The organism is Thermomonas sp., assembly GCF_035369645.1.
Classification (GTDB): domain Bacteria; phylum Pseudomonadota; class Gammaproteobacteria; order Xanthomonadales; family Xanthomonadaceae; genus Thermomonas.
In genome coordinates, this window is sequence record NZ_DAOOUM010000002.1 from 86,163 (window position 1) to 105,235 (window position 19,073).

The window sequence follows — 19,073 nt, forward strand, 5'->3', positions numbered from 1 at the left end:
TTTCATCATGAAGGTCCTGTCCTCCCTGAAGTCGGCGAAGACCCGTCACCGCGACTGTAAGGTGGTTCGCCGTCGTGGCAAGGTCTTCGTGATCTGCAAGTCCAACCCACGTTTCAAGGCGCGTCAGCGCTGATGCAATTTTCCGCATCGTGGCATTCCATCGCCACGTGCAGGTACACAAAAAGCCGCCGCAAGGCGGCTTTTTGCATGCCGGCTGCCTGTCTTTCGGCTTAGAATCAAACGTTCCGCCAATCTCTTTGTTTGGGAGTATCACCATGCATTGCCTATCCCGCAGCCTGTTGCTGATCACGCTTGCCAGCCTGTCCGGCCTAGCCAGCGCCGGTGACACCCTGCTGATCGATCGCGCCAAGCAAACTCCTGCAAATGCGCCTAGCCACGGTATGTCGGCAGCGCAAGTGACCAGCCGCTTTGGTGCCCCAGCTTCCAAGCTGGAGCCGCGTGGCGGCCAAAAGCGCGCGTGGCCGACGATTACCCGCTGGGTGTATCCCACCTACACCGTCTATTTCGCGCATGACCGGGTGATCGACGTAGTCGCCAATCAAGCCAGTGCCGATGAAATTGGCCCCAAGCCCGCCGTGAAATAACCCAACGGGCGCGCTGTGCCCGCAACGATTGCATTCATGACCCCTATCCAGTTGCGCTTCCCCGCCGAGTGGGAACCCCAGGCGGCGATTTTGATCGCCTGGCCACATGCCAACACCGACTGGGCCGCGCGCCTAGGTGAGGTCGAGGACACCTATATCGCGCTGGTCGCGGCGATCACACGGTTTCAGCCGGTCATCATCTGCGTGGCCGATGACGATATCGAAACCTATGCCGATATCCGTCTGCGCTCCAACCGGGTGGACATGACCCGCGTGCGTTTCGTCACCGTTGCCTATGACGATACATGGCTGCGCGACTCTGGCCCGATCACCTTGCGCGACGGCAATCACTTCCGCCTGCTCGACTTCTGCTTCACCGCTTGGGGGGGCAAGTTCGAGGCCAGCCAGGATGATCGACTGGTAGCAGCACTGACCGCGCAAGGCGTGTTTGCGCATGCCCACCGTGAGCGCATCGACTTTGCTTTGGAAGGCGGCGGCATTGAAACCGACGGTGCCGGCACCTTGCTGACCACGTGGCAATGCCTGCACGAGCGTCACCCCCAAGCCTCACGCGCGGAACTCAGCGAAAAGCTTGCCGCATGGCTACAGCAAGACCGCGTGCTGTGGCTGGACCACGGCGCGCTGGAAGGCGACGATACCGATGCGCATATCGACACCCTCGCCCGCTTTGCCCCGGGTAATGCCATCGTGTTTCAAGCCTGCGATGACGCAACAGATTCGCACTATTCCGACCTCAAGGCGATGGCGGATGAAATCGCCGCACTGCGCACCCAAGACGGCCAACCTTATCGCCTGTTTCCAATGCCTTGGGCGCAGCCGATCCGTGATGGTGAACGCCGGCTTGCGGCCAGCTATGCCAACTACCTGATCATCAATGGCGCGGTGTTGATGCCGGCCTATGGCGATGCTGCCGACGACCGCGCAGCGGCGGTTTTGGCACAGGCCTATCCGGACCGCGAGATCGTACCGGTGCCCTGCCGTGCGCTGATCTGGCAAAACGGCAGCCTGCATTGCATCACCATGCAATTGCCGGAAGGAGTGCTGTGATGTCGAAATATTCAAAACTCCCCGTCGCACTGGTGCAAGAGCGCAACCATGGCGATGCCGCAGCCAATTTGGCGGTGATCGAAACCCGCGTGGCCGAAGCCGCCCGCGCCGGTGCCAAGCTGGTGTTGCTGCAAGAGCTGCACAACGGTGCATATTTTTGTCAGCACGAGGCCGTGGACGAATTTGACTTAGCCGAGCCCATCCCCGGCCCCAGCACCTCGCGTTTGTCGGCGCTGGCCAAGCAGCACGGCGTGGTGTTGGTCAGTTCACTGTTCGAAAAACGCGCCGCTGGCCTGTATCACAACACCGCCGTGGTGTTTGACGCCGACGGCAGCATGGCCGGCAAGTACCGCAAGATGCACATCCCGGACGATCCGGGCTTCTACGAAAAATTCTATTTCACCCCCGGCGATCTGGGCTTCACTCCCATCCAGACTTCGGTGGGCAAGCTGGGCGTGCTGGTGTGCTGGGATCAGTGGTACCCGGAAGCGGCGCGCATGATGGCGCTGGCCGGTGCCGAATTGCTGCTGTACCCCACCGCAATTGGTTGGGATCCCGCCGATGCACCGGACGAAAAAACCCGCCAGCGCGATGCCTGGGTGCTCAGTCATCGTGGCCATGCGGTGGCTAATGGCTTGCCGGTGCTATCGTGCAATCGCGTCGGCCACGAACCTTCGCCGCTGGGCGCTTCCGGCATCGATTTCTGGGGCAATTCCATCGTGCTGGGCCCGCAGGGCGAAGTCATCGCCGAAGCCGGCACCACGCCCACACTTCTACTGGCCGAGGTGGACATGCAGCGCAGCGAACATGTGCGCCGCATCTGGCCGTTCCTGCGCGACCGCCGTATCGACGCCTATTCCGATTTGACGAAGCGCTACCGTGACTGAGTCCTCCCTGCCGGCCAGCGCCGACTACGCCAACCAGCCCGTCATCGAAGTACAGCGCGATGGCGTCCACTACACCCTGCTGGGCACCGCGCATGTCTCCAAAGCCAGCATCGATGCGGTCAATGCGGCCATCGACAGTGGCCGCTTTGACGCCGTGGCGGTGGAGTTGGACGAACAACGCCACAAAGCACTGACCAACCCAGACGCCATGGCACAGCTGGACTTGGTCAAGGTCATCCGCGAAAAAAAAGTGGCCCCGTTTGCCGCCAATCTGGCGCTGGCCGCCTATCAGCGCCGGTTGGCAGAACAATTGGGCATCGAACCCGGCGCGGAACTCAAAGCCGCCGCTGTGGAGGCCAGCGCACGTGGGTTGTCCTTGCAATTGATCGACCGCGACGTGGGCATCACTTTTCGCCGCATTTTGCAGGGGCTTGGGTTTTGGGACCGCGCCAAGTTGATCGGCAGCGTGGGCGGCGGTTTGTTTGCCCGCGATGAAGTGTCCGAAGAAGACATCGAGCGCCTGAAAGAAGGCGATATGCTGGAATCGAGCTTTGGTGATTTTGCACGCGAAACCCCCTCGCTGTTTGCCAGTTTGATCGACGAACGCGACCAGTACATGGCGGCGAAATTACGCGAGCGCAGCGATGGTGCAAAACACGTCTTGGCGGTGGTCGGCGCTGGCCATCTGAAAGGCATGTCCCGCTATTTGGCCGACGACCAGCGCGCGCCGCAAACCGTCACCGACGCACTGGTGCAGGTCAAGCAAAAGCGCAACATCCCGTGGATCACCCTGACCTTGATGACGTTGATCATTGGCGGCATTGCATGGGGCTATTACCACGGCGGTCGCGACTTGGGCCGCGACCTGTTATTGCAGTGGGTGGCATGGACCTGCGGCCTGACCGCAATGGGGGCACTGCTGGCGGGGGCCAACCCGTTGAGTTTGCTGGCCGGCACCCTTGCCGCACCGTTCAAACCATTCCGCCCCGGCCTGCCCTCGGGCATGTTCAGCGCATTGGCCGAGGTGCGCCTGCGCAAACCCGCCTATCCGGATTTCCTGGCGCTGCGCGATGACACCCAAACCCTGCGCGGGTGGTATCGCAACAAGGTGACGCGCGTGGTGCTGGTGTTCATGCTGACCAACTTGGGCACGATCGCCGGCGAATGGATGGCCGGCGCACGTATCTTGGGCAAATTACTGCACTAAAAGCCGTCGCGACGATTTACTCGGGCCGCATATACGGGAACAACAGCACATCGCGGATTGAGCTGGAGCCAGTCAGCAGCATCACAAACCGGTCGATGCCGATGCCGAGTCCGCCGGTGGGGGCCAGGCCCACTTCCAGTGCACGAATGTAATCGGCATCAAAGTGCATGGCCTCGTCATCACCGGCATCCTTGGCGGCCACCTGCGCCTTGAAGCGTGCGGCCTGGTCTTCGGGATCGTTCAATTCCGAGAAGCCATTGGCAAGTTCCTTGCCGCCGATGAACAACTCAAAGCGGTCCGTGATACCAGGCTCACTATCGGATTCGCGCGCCAGCGGACTGACTTCCACCGGGTAATGGGTGATGAAAGTGGGTTGGATCAAGCCGGCTTCGACGGTCTTCTCAAAAATTTCCAACAGCAATTTGCCCCAGCCATAACCGGCTTTCACATAGATACCCAAACGCACGCAGTGTTGGGCCAGCGCTTCGCGGTTGCGGCAATCAGCCACCGAAATTTCCGGGTTCAATTCGCGCACAGCTTCTTCCAATTTCCAGCGGCGAAACCCTGGACCAAGGTCAATCGTGTTGCCATCCCAAATAAATTGGGTGGTGCCCATCGCCTCGCGCGCGACATCGCGCATCATGGCCTCGGTGAGATCCATCACTTCGGTGTACGTGGCATACGCCTCATACAATTCCAGCATGGTGAATTCGGGGTTGTGGCGTGTCGAAACCCCCTCGTTACGGAAGTTGCGATTGATTTCATACACACGCTCAAAACCGCCCACCACCAAGCGCTTGAGGTATAACTCGGGGGCCACGCGTAGGAATAAATCGATATCCAAAGCATTGTGGTGAGTCACGAACGGGCGCGCGGTGGCACCACCGGCGATGTAATGCATCATCGGCGTTTCCACTTCCAAGAAGCGCCGCGCATCCAACCAGCGGCGCATGCCCGCAACGATACGCGAACGTGCGATGAATACCTCACGCGCGTCGGGGGTGACGATCAAATCAACATAACGCTGGCGATAGCGTTGCTCGACATCGGCCAACCCGTGAAACTTGTCTGGTAACGGGCGCAGCGCCTTCACCAACAGACGTAAGTCATGCACCTTGACCGACAGCTCGCCGGTCTTGGTGCGCATCAAGCTGCCCTCGGCGGCGACGATATCGCCAATATCCCAGCCCTTGAATGCCTCGTAGGTTTCGCCCAGCGTGGTGCTCTGCATGAACAACTGCACGCGCCCACTCATGTCCTGCACAGTGGCAAACGCGGCCTTGCCCATCACCCGCTTGGCCAATAGTCGCCCAGCGATAGCGACCTTGCGCCCACTGGCATCCAGTGCCTCGCCAGTCCACGTCGCAGCGTCCGCGTATTCGCTTTGCAAATCGCCAGCGAAGTCTGCGCGCTTGAAATCATTGGGGAATGCCACGCCCTGCCCGCGCAACGCGGTGAGTTTGCCGCGTCGCTCGGCAATCAGGTGGTTTTCGTCGGCAATCGGCTGCGAAGTATTCGTGTCGGTCATGGCCGTGTTCTCTTGCTCGTCATTCCCGCGAAGGCGAGAATTCAGCTCTTGATCTTCAATAGGAAACGCTGGATTCCCGCCTGCGCGTGAATGACAGCAGGAAACATCAGGCCGCGTCGCTGCGTTTTGCGCCGGCTTCCAACCCCGACTTCAGGCTGGCCTCCACAAATTCATCCAGATCGCCGTCCAGCACTTTTTGCGTATCACTACGCTCAATGCCAGTGCGCAGATCCTTGATCCGGCTTTGATCCAACACGTAGTTGCGGATCTGGCTGCCCCAGCCGATGTCGGACTTGGTGGCTTCCAGTGCATCCTTCTCGGCGTTGCGCTTCTGCACTTCCAACTCGTACAACTTGGCCTTCAGCATCTTCATCGCACGGTCGCGGTTGGCATGCTGGCTGCGCTCGGTCTGGCAGGCCACCACCGTATTGGTGGGGACGTGGGTGATGCGCACCGCGGATTCGGTCTTGTTGACGTGCTGACCACCTGCACCAGACGAGCGATACACGTCGGTCTTGAGGTCGGCGGGGTTGATGTCGATGTCGATGTCGTCGTCCACTTCCGGCGCCACGAACACGCTGGTGAAGCTGGTGTGACGGCGGTTGTCGGAATCGAACGGACTCTTGCGCACGAGGCGATGCACGCCGATCTCGGTCTTCAGCCATCCATAGGCGTAGTCGCCTTCGACGCGGAAGGTGGCGGATTTGATACCCGCCACATCGCCGCCGGAGGCTTCCATCAACTCGGCTTTCCAACCGCGTGATTCGGCCCAGCGCAGATACATGCGCAGCAGCATTTCTGCCCAGTCCTGTGCCTCGGTGCCACCGGCACCGGCCTGGATATCGACGAAGGCATTGCAGCTATCCATCTTGCCGGAGAACATGCGCTGAAACTCGATCGCGCCCACGCCTTTCTCAAACTGATCGACATCGGTGACGACCGCCAGCGCGGTGTCTTCGTCGTCTTCCATTTCCGCCAGCTCCAGCAATTCGCTGGCACCGGTCAGGCCTTCTTTCAGGTTGCGAATGCCGTTGACGGTCTTGTCCAATAGCGAACGCTCGCGGCCCAGCGCCTGCGCGCGGGCGGCGTCGTTCCAGACATCGGGGTGTTCTAGTTCGCGTTCGACTTCTTCCAAACGTTCGCGCTTGGTGTCGTAGTCAAAGAAACCCCCGGAGCGCATCCAGCCGACCGGTCAGGTCAGCAATGCGGGCTCGGATGGGATTTAGCTCGATCATGTGAGAAAGCTACAGGTGAAAAGACCGCGCATTATACGGCCTTGCCATCCTTGCCACCCTTGCCTCACGCCGATCAAGTGCACATCAACCCAATTTATCGGCATCGGTGGTGAAGCTGGAACCACACCCGCAGCCGCCAGTGACATTGGGGTTTTCAAACACAAATTGTGCGTTCAAACCTTGCTGCACGTAGTCGATGCGGGTGCCGTCCACTTGCGCCAAGCTGGCCGCATCCACATAGATGCGCACGCCGGCGTCGTCAAACACGGCGTCGCCATCCACGGTATTGCGCGCCACTTCCACCTTGTAGCCCCAGCCGGAACAGCCGCTGCGGGACACGCCAAAACGGAGCCCCAGTGCAGTGGGATCCAGCTCCAGGTAGCTCAAAACACGGTTACGGGCGGATTCGGTCAATGAAATGCTCATATGGACATTGTAGCTCCGGTAAACTTGCGGACTATTTCGTGTTTGCAACGCAGGATTTCAAGATGACGACGATTTCCATCGCCCAAGCACTGGCCGGGCATGTGCCGGAAGGCGGCCAAGTGACCGTGAAAGGCTGGGTGCGTACCCGCCGTGACTCCAAAGCGGGCCTGTCCTTCGTCAATGTCAGCGATGGCTCCTGCTTTGCGCCAATTCAAGTGGTGGCCACCGATGTGCTGGCCAATTACGAAACCGAAGTGAAGCATTTGACCACGGGCTGTTCCGTGATCGCCACCGGCACCTTGGTGAAGTCACAGGGCCAGGGCCAGAGTTTTGAAGTACAGGCCACGCAGATTGACGTCGTCGGCTGGGTGGACGACCCACTGACCTACCCAATGCAACCCAAGCAACATTCGCTGGAATATCTGCGCGAGTTCGCGCATTTGCGCCCACGCACCAATCTGTTCGGCGCGGTGACGCGCATCCGCCATTGCTTGGCGCAGGCGGTGCATCGCTTCTATCACGAGCGCGGCTTTTATTGGATTTCCACGCCCATCATTACCACCAGCGACGCCGAAGGTGCCGGCCAAATGTTCCGCGTGTCCACGCTGGATATGGCCAACCTGCCACGCGATGGCAAGGGCAATGTGGACTTCAGTCGTGATTTCTTCGGCAAAGAAACCTTCCTCACCGTGTCCGGCCAGCTCAATGTGGAAGCGCACTGTCTGAGCTTGAGCAAGGTCTATACCTTCGGCCCCACCTTCCGCGCCGAGAACAGCAATACCACCCGCCATTTGGCCGAGTTCTGGATGATCGAGCCAGAAATCGCCTTTGCCGACTTGAACGATGACGCCAACCTTGCCGAAGACTTCCTGAAGTACCTGTTCAAAGCAGTCCTGGAAGAACGTGGCGACGATATTGCCTTCATCGCCGAGCGCGTGCAGAAGGATGCGATCACGCGGCTTGAAGGCTTTATCAATGCGCCGTTCGAGCGCATCGACTACACCGATGCGATCACCCTGCTGCAAAAATCCGGCAAGAAGTTCGACTTCCCGGTCGAATGGGGTCTGGATTTGCAAACCGAACACGAGCGCTGGTTGACCGAAGAACACGTGGGTCGCCCGGTGGTGGTGATGCACTACCCCGAGCAAATCAAAGCCTTCTACATGCGTCTGAACGACGACGGCAAAACCGTAGCTGCGATGGACGTACTGGCGCCGGGCATCGGTGAAATCATCGGCGGCAGCCAGCGCGAGGAACGCTTGGACGTGTTGGATGCGCGCATGGCGCAATTCGGGCTGGATCCGGCGCATTACGGCTGGTACCGCGACTTCCGCCGCTATGGCTCGGTGCCACATGCGGGCTTTGGCCTGGGCTTCGAGCGCTTGGTAGTGTATGTCTGCGGGCTGGCCAATATCCGCGACGCCATTGCGTATCCACGTGCGCCGGGCAGTGCGGAGTTCTAAGACGTGGATGCCGACCTCGTCCTGTTCTTTGCATTAACGGCATTCGCCACATCGATCGCCGGCGCAACCGCGTTCGTGATTTTTTGGCCGCTGACATTGGTGCACATTCGCGATCGGCATCCACAGATCACCGCGCAATTGGGTGAGGGCGCTTTCCTCAAGCCGCTAGCTTTGTGGTGGCTGTTACGTGGCGGCTATCGCAGCACGCCCGACACCTCGCTATCGGGGCTGGCGGCACCGGCACGCATTTCGCTGCTGGTGATTTTAGGCGGCATCGTGATGGGCGGTGTTTTGTGGATTATCGGTAAGGCAATGGCATGAATACGCACACACACGACCATTGGTGGCTGGCCACGCTCGGGCGCACCGTGATCTGGGCACGCTTGCGCGAATTGGAGGCGGGCACCGCCGAAGTGTTTGATTCAGATGGCGCGACCCTGCCCTTCGACAGCGTGGACACGGCGCGGGCGGCGTTGATGGATGCCGAGTTCGTGGAATTGGACGGGCTGGATGAAAGCGATGCACTGGCACGCGGGTTTTCGTTGCACGAAATCACGCCACCGCAGGCCAGCGATGATGCAAATTTACGTGCCTTGATGGTGCAGTCGCTGGGCGGGCGCGCTTAGCGCGCACTCCGCGCGCGTTTTGGCTAGAACGCCGCGCCCATCGGGTACTTCTACGGGGTTCCCGCAGGCGGGGTTCCGGCAGCTGCCGGCGCGGGCCGTACGCTGCCGTTGTCTTCTTGCAATTGTGGTTTGAACGGGATCTCGGGCGCTTTGCGTCCGGTCGAATTTTGTTCGTTGGCATCCGGGTTTTCCGGCATGCAGCCACCACCAAATTGCAGCAAAGACACCACGCACTTCAATTTCAATTTAGTGCCGGGGATTGGGATCGACAATTCCTTGACGCCTTTGCGCACCCACTCTTGCAGCAGGTTGCCTTCCGGGATCCAGTATTTATCGAAGCGCGTACCGCGATACTCCAAACCCGGGCGCTGCAACCACGTGCCGGAACGATCCAAATCGACACCGCTGTTTTTTGACCACGTATCGGGTAGGCGCGCACTGCCATCGGCATTGAACAAACCGGGCTTGCCCTCGCCTTTCCCTTCACCCTTTCCTTCGCCCTTTCCTGTGCCTTTACCATCTCGGCCACCCTTACCGGTTCCGGCCACATTGCGATTGGATGCGCCCCAGTCATCCGATTTGGCGGCCCCCGGCCAGCCACCCGGGGCAGGCTTCAGCCCCGGGCCTGCGCCTGCACCTGCACTGCTGACCCCGCGCCCGCCGTTGGCGGCAGCCTGTGTTCCAGCCCCCTTGCCGGTTACCGCCAGCCCTGTGCCCGCGCTATTGGCGTTGTGCCCGCCGGCATCGCCGGTGGTGGCCTGCCCACTGATTGCACTGCCATTGCCAGGCTTGGCCGCCACGGCACCGCCATCGCCATCTTGCAAGGGCAATTCGCGCACCTGCCCCCGCAACTGCGGCACCTGCACGCTGGCGGATGCACTTGATTTCGATACCGCCGTGCGCTCGCGTGTCAGCACGCTGGCATCCGGGGTAAATGTCTCCAATGCCTGCACTTGGGTTTTCAATTCCGGGGCCCGCAATGGCAGATCGCGCGGCTTGACTTGCAACGTCTGCACCGGCTTTGCCTCTAGCGTCGCGATGGCCTCGACCTGTTGCTGCGGCTGCACATCGCGCAGCTTCACGTCCGGCAGCACCACGCTGCGTTCACGCGGCGGTGGCAATTGAAAATGTTCCGGCTGTGGCTGCGGCACATTGCTGACTTGCAATTGCTGTGCCGCCGACGCCTCGGTGGGTACCGGCTTGGGCTGCTCCAACTTGGGGGCGGTCTGGTCTGTCGCCAGCGCTTGCGGGGGCGTTGCGGCTACGCGCTCGGGTACGACCGGCGTACTGGCGTCCGCTGCACTGGCGGCGGCCTGCCCCGCTTTGGGTGAAAGTTTTTGCGCAGCCGATGCTGCCGCCGGTGCGGACTCGGCCCCGGCATTGGCCAGTGCACCACCACCGGTGGCCACATTGCCGCGCCCGATGAACTCCACCTGCACGGCTTCGCCCTGCTCGTCTTCTTGTTGCTGCGCCAGCGCCAAAAAGCGCAAATACATCAGCCACAGCAGCAACGCCGCCAGCACGATGTGCAACAAGATATCCACCGCACCCACACCAATGCGCAGGCGGCGGTCTTCGCGCGGATTGGCGGGCCGCCCCAAATGCAGTAGCCGGAAGAACGGCGCACCCAAGCCTCCTTGCTTGCTGACGCTTTGCGCGGGGCGCTGCACCAGAGTATCCACCCACGCCTGTGGCGGGGCATGCCGCAAGGCAGGTTGCACCTGCTCCATCGCATCCAGCCAGGTTTGCCAACCGGCTGGCATTTCCGCCGGCGCCTCGGCGCGGCCGGTCTTCAACAAGCGCCGCTGATTAAGTGCGGCGATGACGTCATCGGATGTCGTCACGCGCGCATACGTCCGTCAGGCCTCACGCGCCATATAGGGGGCATCGCCAGTGGCGTGGTCAGTGGAATCACGCACTCCGGTCACCCCCGGGACTTTTTCTAGCAGGGTCTTTTCGACACCTTGCTTCAAGGTGATATCAACCATGCTGCATCCGTGGCAACCACCGCCAAAATTGAGCACCACGATACCCTCGGCGGTGATTTCGGTCAGAGTGACATGGCCTTTGTGCATTGCCAGTTGCGGATTGATGTCATTGTCGATGACCCAACGCACGCGCTCGACCAACGAAGCCGCCTCTCCAGGTACCGTTCCTTTGATCTTGGGCGCACGAATTTGCAACTGCCCACCGGTGGCCTTGACCTCGTAGTCAATCTCGGCACCGTCCAAAAACGGCACGCTGGGCGCATCCAGCCACAGGGTGAAGCCGGTGCAATCAATCGCCCATTCATCGCCTACCAACTCGCTGGGCTCGGCAAACTCCAAGCGCACGTCGGCGCGCTGTGTGCCGGGGTTTTGCGCGGACAGCCGCACACCCAGGCCAGGGATGTCCTCGCGCTCGATCAATTTGCGGAAATGGGTTTGTGCGGTTTCTGAAATCTGGATCATGCCGGTATTCTAGCGGGCTGCAACGCCACTTTGCCGAGCCAATGTATGAATGACATGATTCCGCTTGCCCATGCCCACTGCACCCCACGTCACGGGCATGACCACCGCTTGAGCGACGCCAGCATCCGTGAGCTGATGCCGCAACTTGCCGGTTGGGATCTGGTCGAAAATGGCCATGCCCTGAGCAAAACCTTCCCGTTTGCCGATTACTACCGGACCTTAGCCTTCGTCAACGCGCTGGCCCATGTCGCCCATCGTGAAGATCACCACCCCGACCTATCGGTGCATTACGACCGCTGCGTGGTGCGTTTTTCAACCCACGATGTGGGCGGCCTGAGCGAAAATGATTTTATTTGCGCAGCGAAAGCGGACGCGCTGATTGCTTGAAACGGCAAGGGTGCTGGCGCGGCCATCACCGCAGCCGATCCAACGCCTCCACCAGCTCCGGCACCAACGGCGCATGGAGTGAATACGGAGTCTTGCCACCCTCCAGCGCAAACTCCAGGGTGGATGCGTGCAGGAACAGGCGCTTGAGGCCCACTTGCTCGCGTAGGCGTTTGTTGGCAGCTTCGTCCCCATATTTGTCGTCCCCTGCCACCGGGTGACCGATATGCTGCGCATGCACTCGAATCTGGTGGGTGCGGCCGGTTTCAATGCGAATTTCGCAATAACTTTGCCCGCCACGGCGCTCCAATGCCCGGAAATGGCTGATTGAAGGCTTGCCGATGGCATTGACTTGCACATGCCGCTCACCGCCCTGCCGCAGGCCAATATGCAGCGGTGCATCAACGCTCATGATGCCGTCGGGCATCCGCCCCACTAACAACGCCAAATAGCGTTTTTCGATGCCCAATCCATGATCTTCGCGCAGTAATCGCTGAAGTTCCGTGAGTGCCGAACGCTTCTTGGCCAGCACCAGCAGGCCGGATGTATCACGATCCAACCGATGCACCAATTCCAGCGTGTCACGCGGCCGCAAGGCACGCAGGGTTTCGATCACACCAAAACTAATCCCACTTCCACCGTGGCTGGCCACGCCCGAGGGTTTGTTGATGGCCAACAGACGCGCATCTTCGAACACAATCGCAGCCTCAAGCGCCGCCAACATGGTTTTTGGCGGTAAACGTCCGGCATCTTGCGGCGACTCGATGCGAACAGGCGGGATTCTCACCTCATCGCCCACTTCCAGCTTGCGCTCGGCCTTGGCTCGGCCACCATTGATTCGCACCTGCCCGCTGCGCACCAATTTATATACCAGCGAGCGCGGCGCGCCCTTCAATTGCCCTAGCAAGAAATTATCCAGCCGCTGGCCGGCGCGCTCATCCGGAACGCGAACGGTGCGCGCGCCAGCACTTTGGGGGGGGGCAGGCTGTGTCATTGGGTATTGATCTGCTACACTCGGGGGGCAATGCAAGGGTTTGATTTTGCAGGAAGTGCCGGGCGGTTGTTTGCCGCCCAACCGGCCGAAAGCCGGCCTACCTGACGATGCCCGCCGCAGTGACGTTAGCCACCACCCTCGGGGTGGACATGTTAACGGCTGCGCGGCAAACCTGCCCACTGCCGGCCCTGTGCCGTGACTGTCCCTGCTGAACAACGCCCCGTGCGACGCGCCCATTCCGCAAGGTCTGTGGTGGCGGTCGCCGGCCCCGCAACATATAAATAGGAATAAGCGCTCCCGCGGTATGCCGTGGTGTTGTAGCGCTGGAAAACGAGAGAGCGGCACGGCACGCGCATGACGCTGCCGCGCGCTTGCGGTATCCAGAGGCAAAACGCCGCCGGCGTTCCGCGCATCGCCCACCTTCACCGGCACGGGCAAGGACGCGCACGAGGAACGCACAATGAAGCGCATGCTCATCAACGCCACGCAGGCGGAAGAACTGCGGGTGGCCATCGTCGAAGGTCAAAATCTGTATGACATCGACATCGAACAGCCCTCCCGTGACAACAAAAAATCCAATATCTATAAAGGCCGTATCACCCGGCTGGAGCCCTCGCTAGAAGCGGCGTTCGTCGAATACGGTGCCGACCGTCACGGCTTTTTGCCGCTGAAAGAAATCTCCCGCGACTACTATCAGGCGGGCGTGGACCACCACAAAGCCGGCATCAAAGAACTCTTGCGCGAAGGCCAAGAGGTGGTGGTGCAGGTGGATAAAGAAGAACGCGGCAACAAGGGTGCGGCGCTGACCACATTTATCTCGCTGGCCGGCCGCTACATGGTGTTGATGCCGAATTCGCCGACCGCCGGCGGGGTGTCGCGCCGGATCGAGGGCGATGACCGCGCCGAGCTGAAAAAGGCCATGGACGCGCTGAACATCCCCGATGACATGGGCGTGATCATCCGCACCGCCGGTGTGGGCCGCGATGCCGAAGAACTGCAATGGGATCTGGACTACCTGCTGTCAATCTGGAAAGCGATTGCCGAAGCCGCGCTGTCCAAGCCGTCCCCGTTCCTGATCTATCAGGAAAGCCGCCTGATCGTGCGCGCGCTGCGCGACTACATGCGCAGCGACATCGGCGAGATTTTGGTGGACACCCCGGAGATGTACGCCGAGGCGCTGGAATTTGTCGAACAGGTGATGCCGCACAACAAGCGCAAGCTCAAGCACTACACCGACGACACCCCCCTGTTCAACCGCTTCCAGATCGAATCGCAGATTGAATCGGCCTATGAGCGCACCGTACGCCTGCCCTCCGGCGGCGCGCTGGTGATCGACCAGACCGAAGCGTTGACCGCTATCGACGTCAACTCAGCACGCGCCACCAAAGGTGGCGACATCGAAGAAACCGCCTTCAACACCAATCTGGAAGCCGCCGAAGAAGTGGCGCGCCAGTTGCGCCTGCGCGATTTGGGTGGGTTGGTGGTGATCGACTTCATCGACATGACCAGCAACAAGCACCAGCGTGATGTCGAAAATAAATTACAAAACGCGTTGAAGTACGACCGTGCGCGCGTGCAGCTGGGCCGCATCAGCCGTTTTGGCTTGATGGAAATGAGCCGCCAGCGCCTGCGCAACAGCTTGGGCGAAGCCAGCCAGGTGGTCTGCCCTACCTGCGAAGGTCATGGCCGCATGCGCAGCATTGAATCCCTGTCGCTGTCGATCATCCGCGTGGCCGAAGAACACGCAATGAAAGACAATACCGGGCAAGTGTTGGTGCAAGCCCCGGTGGAGATTGCCAACTTCCTGCTCAACGAAAAGCGCAGCGCGTTGCGTGAAATCGAACAACGGCATGATGCACCCATCGTCATCGTTGCCGACGAACAGCTACACAGCCCGCACTACGAGGTCACGCGCATCCGCAGCAACGAGATGAGCGAAGAAACTAGCAAGCCCAGTTACCAACGTGGCACGCCGCGCAAGCTCAATACCATCGCACTGACCAAGGCCCAGCTCAACGTCCCGCCGCCGGCTGTCACCAAGGTCAAGCCCATTCAACCGGCACCGTTGCGTGATCCCAAGCCGATGCCGCAAGACAGCGAAGCAGCGGCCAGCCCTCTCCCCACAGCGACTACTGCGGCTCCCCAGCCACCGGCAACCACCGGCGTGATCGGCTGGTTGCGCGGCCTGTTTGGCACAGCACCCGCCACGGCAACCACGGTGGCCCCGGCAGCGGTGACGACCCAGCAAGCCAATCCACGCCGCGACGATCGCGGCCAGCGTCGCGATGGGCGTGGCGACAATCGTCATCGCGGCGAACAACGACGCGATGACGGCAAGCCGCGCAACGAGCAGCAACAAAAGCCGCAGCAGGGCCAGCCACAGGCTGCGCAACAGAAGCAAAAGTCACCGCAGCAGCAACCGCAAAAGCCAACGCAGAAAAGCGAGCCGCGTCAGGACAAACAAGAGCGCCAGCCGCAGCCACAAAAGCCCGGCAAACAGCACAAACAAGAGCGCCAGGACGCATTGCCAGCAGCAACAGCTGTCGTCGCCAATCAAGCTGCTGCACCAGCCGTCAGCCCATCCACAGCGGTGGCTGACGACAGCCTGCGCGTGACTGCTGCGGTGGCCCCGGCACCTGCCGCGACCGCAGAAACACCCACTCACCCCACCGCCAGTGTTGAAAACGCCGCGGTGGAAACCGAAGCACCCGCCACTGATGAAGTCGTTGCTGGCGAAGGTGGCAGCAAACGTCGCCGTGGCCGTCGTGGTGGCCGTCGCCGTCGTCGTGGTGGTGATGGTGCCGCGACGAACAGCGAAACCGGGGCCGATACCGAGGACGCACTGGATGAAGTGCTGGACACCGATGCCGCACAGCCAGAGTTTGACTTCGACGACATCGTCGTACCGGTTGCCCCACCCGCAGCACCGATGCCAGCGGCGGTCACACCCATCACGATCGCCGCACCAACGCAGCCTGCAACCGGGTCTGTTGCGGTTCCGGAACCCGAGTCAGCCGCTGCAATCGTAACGGCAGTGGTTGCTTCAGCAGCATCGGTGGTTCCCCCTTCGGCCCAAACAGCTGTCCAAGCCTGCGACATTACTGCGACCACGGCCATTGCCGATACCACAGCTACCACCTCGGTGCCATTGCTTGTCAGCACCGTGCAAGCGCCGCAAGACCCCGTCCCAACAGTGGTGCTGCCGCCCGTGGACGCGGTCACTGCCACAGCGTCGGCAGTCGCAGACATTGAACCAGTAGCCCCGACGGCAACAATGGCAGCCATAGCCACCGTCACCACAGCGGCACCGGCTGTCACCCTTGCGGCACCCGCAGTCGTGGCCGCCAGCGCAGTAGCAGCCGCCGATGTCGGCGCCGCAACGCGTCAGCGTGCGGAGCAACTCCGTGGCTTGTTTGAAACCGGACGGCAGGATGTTGCTGCTGTGGTTGTGCCCAGCACCGCTGTTGCCGCAACGCATGCCATGCCCCAAGCAGCAGCTATCGAGCCCCCGGTTGTGCCCCCCCCGGCGGCACCGCACACGGACGCCGACCACCACGCCTGATCAGCACAGGATCAGCCTGCAGACAGGCTGATCTCCAGCGCGGCCATGCTGCCGCGCTGGCTTCAATGTAAGCCGCTGGATGGATCCACGATGCCGTACTGACTGGCCAACCGTGCCAGCGCGATATTGTCGTGAATGCCAAGCTTGTCGAACAAGCGCGCCTTGTGCGTGTTCACTGTTTTGGCACTCAGACTGAGATGTTTGGCGATGGATTCCTGCCGCAGGCCTTGGTTGAGCAACAGTGCTACTTCCAATTCACGTGGGGTCAAGCTATCGAACGGTGATGCGGTTTCGCCGTGCAACCCCGCCAAGGCCAACCCCTGCGCAATCGAGCTGGCTAGGTATTTCTTGCCACGCGCCACATCACGCACGGCGCGTAACAGTTCATCGGCATCACTGGCCTTGCCCACATAGCCAAATGCACCCGCTTCCAGCAATCGTCGCGGCATCGGCCCGTCTTCCAGCACCGATACCGCAATGACTCGGCAGCCATACTCCCCACGCACCACGCGCTCGGTCAGTTCCAACCCACTCAAGCCCGGCAGATGTAAGTCACACAACACAATATCCGGCCGCAATTGGCGAATTTCCGGCAGCGCGTCTTCTGCACTTTCGGCATCCCCAACCACCTCGATATCTGTCTGTCCCCCAAGGATCAAACGAAACCCCGTGCGCACCAGCGCATGGTCATCAACAATATAGACCCGGATCGTCATACCAACCCCCAATGGCTCCCCCGAGCCAACACAAACAGGCTAACCCGCGCCTGCCACGAATCCAAGCAGACGATGCCTTGAAAAGGGGTAGGAAAAACCCGACAGGATGATGCACCGATGGCGCGGCGTGCCGCAAACTTCTTGCAGCCATCCTGTAGCCAACACGCCACGCACTTCCGTCATGCACACCACCCGCCAGTATCGGCATCGCACAGGGCCGGGAACCTGGCGCGATGCTCCAGCAGTGGCGCGGCTTGTAGCAGCGTGGTGGAGACCACAGCTGCATCGGTAGCCTCGCTCAAGGGGTGGCCAAGAAAATCAATCACCGCGCTATCGCCAGAATAGTGCAGGCCATTGCCGTCGGTGCCGACGCGGTTGACGCCGACGACAAAGCTCAAATTTTCGATAGCACGGGCACGCAGCAAAGTCTTCCACGGATAGCTGCGCACCGCCGGCCAATTGGCAACGTAGAGTGCTAGGTCGTAATCGGCCTGCCCCGCCTGACCGGCATCGAACCGATTACGCGAAAACACCGGAAAGCGCAGGTCATAACAGACCTGCAACAAGATGCGCCAGCCCTTCCATGTCACCACCACCCGCGCATCACCGGCAGCGTAGCGCTCGTGCTCGCCCGCAAACGAAAATAAATGCCGCTTGTCGTAATGCGTCAACTGGCCATCGGGGGTGGCAAACAGCATACGGTTGAACACGCCAGCAGGTGTGCGTAATTGCACGCTGCCGGTGATGGCCGCATCCAGCGTGATTGCTTGCGCACGCAGCCACGCCACGGTGGGACCGTGCATGTCTTCGGCATTGCCGATGGCCTCATTTGAAAACCCGCTGGTGAAAGTTTCCGGCAACACCACCAAATCTGTGGTGCCGTGCAGCGGCGCGATCAGTTGCGCGTAGTAGTCGCGGTTGCCCGCCGGGTCATGCCAGCGGGTATCGCCTTGGACGATGGAGACGCGGAGGTTTTGCATGCGGTGTCCTGGGGCTCACGTCTTGGGTGGATCGGGGATGAATTTCAACACTTTGCCATTGATGCAATAACGCTTGCCGGTGGGCGGCGGGCCGTCATCAAACACATGGCCGAGGTGAATACCGGAGCTGACACTGCGCACTTCAACACGATGCATGCCGTGGCTGTTGTCTTCGATAAATTCCAGCGCGCCGGGTTTGGGCGCAAAGAAACTGGGCCAGCCGCAGCCGCTGTCGAATTTGGCATCGCTGCGAAACAATGCCACACCGCTGATCAGGTCCACGTAAGTGCCAGGGCGATGCTCGTCCAGATACGGCCCGGTACCGGGCAGCTCGGTGCCACTGTCGAAGGCGATTTGTTGTTGCTCTTTGGTAAGCAGATGAAAGCCCAACCATTGCCAGAATTTTTTGGCATCACCGGCATAACCAGTAAATCGGGAGACTTCTTTGCCCCGTTCGAACAAGACAATGGTGGGTGTGGCCACCAGTGCTTTGGCCAATATCCAGCCGGTGGGCGCTTGTTGCGAGCGCGTCTGCACATAGGCCACCGATGCCGCCCAATGCTTGAGTACGTCGGTCTTGAAGCGTTCGCAATACGCGCAGTCTTCGGCTTCGTACACCACCAACTGCCGTGCAGCGTTCAACTTGCCGGCATCCAACGCAGGCGTGGCCACACCCGTACTGCCCTTGCCAAACGCCACACCGGTGCCGCCCAAGCCGCAATAGCCATTGGGGTTTTTCAATAAATAATCTTGATGCGATTCTTCGGCGCGGTTGTAGTGGCGCAGTGGCAGGATTTCGGTGGTGATGGGGCCAAAGCCGGCCTTGCTCAAGTTTTGCTGATAAATAGCGCGGCTCTGCTCGGCCAGATCTTTCTGCACCGCATTGGTGAAGTAGATCGCACTGCGGTAATTGCTGCCCAGATCATTGCCCTGCCCGCCCAC

The 19,073-nt window shown here is 60.7% G+C and carries 19 protein-coding genes; 10 read left to right on the forward strand and 9 right to left on the reverse strand.

All coding sequences use genetic code 11. The annotated features are described in order from the left end of the window. Positions 1-7: 7 nt before the first annotated feature. The 5 genes from ykgO to PK789_RS00865 all read left to right on the forward strand — a co-directional run bounded on the left by ykgO (position 8) and on the right by PK789_RS00865 (position 3,767). The gene (gene ykgO, locus PK789_RS00845; protein WP_005913193.1) at positions 8-133 is read left to right on the forward strand and encodes a type B 50S ribosomal protein L36; all 126 of its coding nucleotides are present in this window, start codon (positions 8-10) and stop codon (positions 131-133) included. A 142-nt stretch (positions 134-275) separates the two neighbouring features. Further along, on the forward strand, positions 276-605 hold the full coding sequence (locus tag PK789_RS00850; protein WP_324306447.1) for a hypothetical protein: 330 nt from the start codon (positions 276-278) through the stop codon (positions 603-605). A 36-nt stretch (positions 606-641) separates the two neighbouring features. Next, the gene (locus tag PK789_RS00855; protein WP_324306448.1) at positions 642-1,673 is read left to right on the forward strand and encodes an agmatine deiminase family protein; all 1,032 of its coding nucleotides are present in this window, start codon (positions 642-644) and stop codon (positions 1,671-1,673) included. Beyond that, positions 1,673-2,560 (forward strand): carbon-nitrogen hydrolase, encoded by an 888-nt coding sequence (locus tag PK789_RS00860; RefSeq protein ID WP_324306449.1) that lies wholly within the window; start codon positions 1,673-1,675, stop codon positions 2,558-2,560. The genes PK789_RS00855 and PK789_RS00860 overlap by 1 nt, the downstream gene beginning before the upstream one ends. Beyond that, positions 2,553-3,767, forward strand: coding sequence for a TraB/GumN family protein (locus PK789_RS00865; protein ID WP_324306450.1), 1,215 nt, complete (start codon positions 2,553-2,555; stop codon positions 3,765-3,767). The genes PK789_RS00860 and PK789_RS00865 overlap by 8 nt, the downstream gene beginning before the upstream one ends. Positions 3,768-3,783: 16 nt before the next feature. Here PK789_RS00865 and lysS read toward each other — a convergent pair whose 3' ends face one another. The 3 genes from lysS to PK789_RS00880 form a co-directional block, all read right to left on the reverse strand. Then, positions 3,784-5,295 (reverse strand): lysine--tRNA ligase, encoded by a 1,512-nt coding sequence (gene lysS / locus PK789_RS00870; RefSeq protein WP_324306451.1) that lies wholly within the window; start codon positions 5,293-5,295, stop codon positions 3,784-3,786. A gap of 106 nt (positions 5,296-5,401) precedes the next feature. After that, positions 5,402-6,530, reverse strand: a protein-coding gene (prfB, locus tag PK789_RS00875) for a peptide chain release factor 2 (RefSeq protein WP_324306452.1) whose coding sequence is annotated in 2 segments (ribosomal slippage) — positions 5,402-6,454 and positions 6,456-6,530 — 1,128 coding nt in all. Because the reading frame shifts where the segments join, the coding sequence is not laid out codon by codon here. An 84-nt stretch (positions 6,531-6,614) separates the two neighbouring features. Then, entirely contained in the window at positions 6,615-6,956 is a 342-nt protein-coding gene (locus PK789_RS00880) for a HesB/IscA family protein (protein ID WP_324306453.1), read from the reverse strand. A 62-nt stretch (positions 6,957-7,018) separates the two neighbouring features. On the opposite strand from PK789_RS00880, the gene asnS reads away from it, so the two are divergent. Genes asnS through PK789_RS00895 form a run of 3 tightly spaced genes read left to right on the forward strand, consistent with a single transcriptional unit; the run spans position 7,019 to position 9,045 of the window. Continuing rightward, positions 7,019-8,419 carry an asparagine--tRNA ligase gene (asnS, locus tag PK789_RS00885; RefSeq protein WP_324306454.1) on the forward strand — a complete coding sequence of 467 codons (1,401 nt, stop codon included), beginning with the start codon at positions 7,019-7,021 and terminating at the stop codon, positions 8,417-8,419. A 3-nt stretch (positions 8,420-8,422) separates the two neighbouring features. Beyond that, the gene (locus PK789_RS00890; RefSeq protein WP_324306455.1) at positions 8,423-8,740 is read left to right on the forward strand and encodes a hypothetical protein; all 318 of its coding nucleotides are present in this window, start codon (positions 8,423-8,425) and stop codon (positions 8,738-8,740) included. After that, entirely contained in the window at positions 8,737-9,045 is a 309-nt protein-coding gene (locus tag PK789_RS00895) for a hypothetical protein (protein ID WP_324306456.1), read from the forward strand. The genes PK789_RS00890 and PK789_RS00895 overlap by 4 nt, the downstream gene beginning before the upstream one ends. A gap of 50 nt (positions 9,046-9,095) precedes the next feature. Here PK789_RS00895 and PK789_RS00900 read toward each other — a convergent pair whose 3' ends face one another. Continuing rightward, positions 9,096-10,889 carry a hypothetical protein gene (locus PK789_RS00900; RefSeq protein ID WP_324306457.1) on the reverse strand — a complete coding sequence of 598 codons (1,794 nt, stop codon included), beginning with the start codon at positions 10,887-10,889 and terminating at the stop codon, positions 9,096-9,098. Between the two features lie 15 nt (positions 10,890-10,904). Further along, positions 10,905-11,495 carry an NfuA family Fe-S biogenesis protein gene (locus PK789_RS00905; RefSeq protein WP_324306458.1) on the reverse strand — a complete coding sequence of 197 codons (591 nt, stop codon included), beginning with the start codon at positions 11,493-11,495 and terminating at the stop codon, positions 10,905-10,907. A gap of 45 nt (positions 11,496-11,540) precedes the next feature. Here PK789_RS00905 and PK789_RS00910 point away from each other — a divergent pair, with 45 nt between their 5' ends. After that, entirely contained in the window at positions 11,541-11,882 is a 342-nt protein-coding gene (locus PK789_RS00910; RefSeq protein ID WP_324306459.1) for a 4a-hydroxytetrahydrobiopterin dehydratase, read from the forward strand. Between the two features lie 25 nt (positions 11,883-11,907). Here PK789_RS00910 and PK789_RS00915 read toward each other — a convergent pair whose 3' ends face one another. Beyond that, positions 11,908-12,873: an RluA family pseudouridine synthase gene (locus PK789_RS00915; protein WP_324306460.1), complete on the reverse strand. Its 966-nt coding sequence runs from the start codon at positions 12,871-12,873 to the stop codon at positions 11,908-11,910. A 460-nt stretch (positions 12,874-13,333) separates the two neighbouring features. Between PK789_RS00915 and PK789_RS00920 the strand changes: the two genes are divergently transcribed. Further along, a complete protein-coding gene (locus PK789_RS00920; RefSeq protein ID WP_324306461.1) occupies positions 13,334-16,435 on the forward strand; it encodes an Rne/Rng family ribonuclease in 3,102 nt (1,033 codons plus the stop codon). Positions 16,436-16,497: 62 nt separating this feature from the next. On the opposite strand, the gene PK789_RS00925 is transcribed toward PK789_RS00920, so the two are convergent. The 3 genes from PK789_RS00925 to msrB all read right to left on the reverse strand — a co-directional run. Beyond that, the gene (locus tag PK789_RS00925) at positions 16,498-17,151 is read right to left on the reverse strand and encodes a response regulator (RefSeq protein ID WP_324306462.1); all 654 of its coding nucleotides are present in this window, start codon (positions 17,149-17,151) and stop codon (positions 16,498-16,500) included. A 179-nt stretch (positions 17,152-17,330) separates the two neighbouring features. Continuing rightward, entirely contained in the window at positions 17,331-18,131 is an 801-nt protein-coding gene (locus PK789_RS00930) for an amidohydrolase (protein WP_324306463.1), read from the reverse strand. Positions 18,132-18,146: 15 nt separating this feature from the next. Next, the coding region (msrB, locus tag PK789_RS00935; protein WP_324306464.1) for a peptide-methionine (R)-S-oxide reductase MsrB at positions 18,147-19,073 on the reverse strand (927 nt) is incomplete at its 5' end.